This window comes from Bradyrhizobium sp. STM 3809, assembly GCF_000239795.1.
In the GTDB taxonomy this organism is placed as follows: Bacteria; Pseudomonadota; Alphaproteobacteria; order Rhizobiales; family Xanthobacteraceae; genus Bradyrhizobium.
This window is the reverse complement of the sequence record NZ_CAFJ01000273.1, coordinates 1-3,074: the sequence shown is the minus strand read 5'-3', so window position 1 is coordinate 3,074 and position 3,074 is coordinate 1. Positions and strand designations below refer to the sequence as shown.

Here is a 3,074-nt window from a genome sequence, read left to right as displayed (position 1 = left end):
TCTGGCCGACGAAGCGCGTCAGGCAGCGGAACGAGGCCTGGATATGGCCGCCGGGGCAGCCGAACCGGTCGTAGAGATCGAGATGGCGGAACGCGGTATCAAGGTCGTCGCGGTACATCAGCTGCACGACGCGGCGGCCGAGCCAGACGCATTCCGGATTGCCGGCGGGCCCGCCGCTCAGCGCCTGCGCGGCCTCGGTGAATTCATCCGCCTTGCGCTGGTTTTCCTTGAGGTCGGCCGGGCTCGAGGCCTGCGGCTTTTGGTCCTGGGGATGATCGTTGCCGCTCTGGGCGAAGGCGAAGGGCGTGCCGACCAGGACCGCAACACCCACGGACGCGACAAGGCGCAAAACCGAAAACTTGGACTGGAGCACGCGTCGACCCATAAATTCCCCGAAATGTTGCCTTCATGCCGTCCCCTGGGGGACGCAGTGTTGATGCCGATCAAATCGGCCCCGATTGCGGCGGGAGGTTGATTCCGACCCAGACGCGGTGTTCCTAAACTGCCGTTCCTAACGGGCGAGTGAACGGCTCAAGACAGCGGGCGCAAGGGGCGAGGCAACCGGGGATTCCCAATGACTGGAATCTCGGATTTTGTCCAGCAACGCCCCAACTTTCTCGCGTCATCGTAAAAGCTGGATTGGGATCGGGAGGCGCCTGCGCCTCATGGCGCTGCGACATCCCGCCGATCGCCTACTTGGCAGATCGCCGCCGACCGGGTAATCGACACCTCCCTGCCTGGAGACACGGAACTGAAATCCCTCCCTACGCCGCTGGCGCTTCTGGTCCTGTCGTTTGGTGTCATTGCCGCCATGTGGTGGTGGCTGGCCCAGCCCATCACGCTCGCCCGCGCGCCGATCGAGCTCGATTCGAAGGTGCAGTGCGTGTCCTACGCGCCGTTCCGCGGCCAGCAGAGCCCGCTCGACCCGACCACCCATATCGATGCCGAGCAGATCGAGCAGGACCTGGTGCAGCTCGCCAAGATCTCGGACTGCGTGCGCACCTATTCGATCGAGAACGGCCTCGACCAGGTGCCGGGAATCGCGGCGCGGGTCGGCATCAAGGTCATCCAGGGCATCTGGCTCGGCTCGAACAAGCTGAAGAACCAGCAGCAGATCGGCATCGCCGTCGACCTGATCAAGCGCTACCCGCAGGTGATCACCGGCGTCGTGGTCGGCAACGAGGTGCTGCTGCGCGGCGAGATGACCACCGCGGACCTCGCCGCGACCATCCGCAGCGTCAAGGCGCAGGTCCAGGTGCCCGTCACCTATGCCGACGTCTGGGAATTCTGGCTGCGCAACCGCGAGCTCTACGACATCGTCGATTTCGTCACCGTGCACATCCTGCCCTATTGGGAGGACATGCCGGTGCGCGCCAAGTTCGCCGCCTCGCATGTCGACACCATCCGCCAGCAGGTCGGCGTCGCGTTTCCCGGCAAGGAGATCCTGATCGGCGAGACCGGCTGGCCGAGCGAGGGCCGCATGCGCGAGGGCGCGCTGCCGTCGCGCGCCAACCAGGCGCGGGTAGTGTCGGAGATCCTGGCGCTGGCCAAGCGCGAGAATTTTCGCGTCAACCTGATCGAGGCCTACGACCAGCCCTGGAAGCGCAAGCTCGAGGGCACGGTCGGCGGCTATTGGGGCCTGATCAGCGACGACACCCGGGCCTTGAAATATCCCCCCGGCCAGCCCGTCAGCAACTATCCGCAGTGGAAGCTGCAGATGGGCGGCGGCATGATCCTGTCCTTCATCGTGTTCCTGGCCGGCTGGCTGACGGTACGGCGCCGGCCCTGGCCGCCGCACATCTCGGCCTGGATCGGGGTTGCGATCTCCGCGACCACGGCGGGCGTGCTGTTCGGCATGGCCGCGGACAAGATGTACTATGAGAGCCTCGGCTTCGGCGGCTGGCTGCAATGGGGCGCGCTGCTCGCCGCCGGCGTGCTGTCGCCGATCCTCGCGGCCAACGCCGCCATGGCCGGCCGTCCGTTGCCGACCTTCCTCGACCTGCTCGGCCCGGATGACGGCCGCAAGCCGTTGAAGGTCACCTACGCGCTCGGCCTGGTCCTGGTGGTGACGGTGCTGATCGCGGCCGAGACCGCGCTCGGCTTCGTGTTCGACCCGCGCTATCGCGACTTTCCGTTCGCCAGCCTGACCATGGCGGTGGTGCCGTTCGCCATGCTGCTGGCCAACCGCCCGGGCCAGGGCGGCCGGCCGATCGCGGAGGCGAGCTTCGCCGGCCTGCTCGCAATCTCGTCGGTCTATGTGATCTACAATGAAGGCCGCGAGAATTGGCAGGCGATGTGGACCTGCGCGATGTACCTGACGCTCGCCTTCACGCTGTGGCGGGCGCGGGCCGGGCAAAGCCGAGGATGAGCAGGCCGATCGCCAAGCCCGACAGCACGATGTTGTAGAGCACGATGCCCAGCCCGGCGGCGATCAGCCCGCCGGTCAGGAGCACAATCGACGGCCGCATCACATGCAGCACCGCGATGACCAGCGCGGTGGCGCCGAACACCGAATTCTTGAACAAGGTCGTCGCAACCGCGCGGCTCTTGCAGGCGAGCGTCTGCAGGCCGGCGTCGCAGGCGAGCGCGACGCTCGACAGCTCGATCGCGAGATAGCGCAGATAAAGGGCGTAGCCGACGGTGACGAAGCCGACGATCAGGAGCCATTGCACCTGATAGGGCGAGAGGCGGAACGGGGTCTTTTTCATGCGCGGGACTATGCTGCGGAACGGATCGGCGGACAAGCCGCAAAGCCGCAGCTTCGAGGACTGCTTTCACAGTCCAGGCCAAGCGGCTTTCGGAGCAGGATGAGTGGGCTTCAGGAGCGGCGGAAGAACGACGACAGCGCCGACGGCTGCTCGGGCTTGGGCGCCTCGGCCGGGGGCGGCGGCGGCGCGGCGGCGGCCGGCGGTTCCTCACGCTTGCCGTGGCGCTGCTGGGCCTGGGACGGCAGGGCGCGCCGGCGCTGCGGCGGGACCGGTTTGGGGGCCGCTGCCGGCGCAGCCGGTTTTGCCTCGCTCCCCTCGGGCTCCTCGCCGACGGCGAGGCGCTGGCCGTCGTAAACCGTGGTTTCA

At 67.1% G+C, this 3,074-nt stretch carries 3 protein-coding genes and 1 pseudogene; 1 reads left to right on the top strand and 3 read right to left on the bottom strand.

Annotated features, from left to right (window positions below):
- On the bottom strand, positions 1 to 385 hold a 385-nt coding region (locus tag BRAS3809_RS15410), incomplete at its 3' end, for a hypothetical protein (protein WP_035656387.1).
- Between the two features lie 426 nt (positions 386 to 811).
- Between BRAS3809_RS15410 and BRAS3809_RS15405 the strand changes: the two genes are divergently transcribed.
- Positions 812 to 2,368, top strand: a complete 1,557-nt coding sequence (locus BRAS3809_RS15405; protein WP_008963042.1) for a glycoside hydrolase family 17 protein — start codon at positions 812 to 814, stop codon at positions 2,366 to 2,368.
- Here BRAS3809_RS15405 and BRAS3809_RS15400 read toward each other — a convergent pair.
- Positions 2,328 to 2,708, bottom strand: a complete 381-nt coding sequence (locus BRAS3809_RS15400; RefSeq protein ID WP_008963041.1) for a hypothetical protein — start codon at positions 2,706 to 2,708, stop codon at positions 2,328 to 2,330. The genes BRAS3809_RS15405 and BRAS3809_RS15400 overlap by 41 nt on opposite strands.
- 110 nt (positions 2,709 to 2,818) lie before the next feature.
- Positions 2,819 to 3,074, bottom strand: a pseudogene (locus tag BRAS3809_RS15395) (hypothetical protein); the annotation flags it as partial.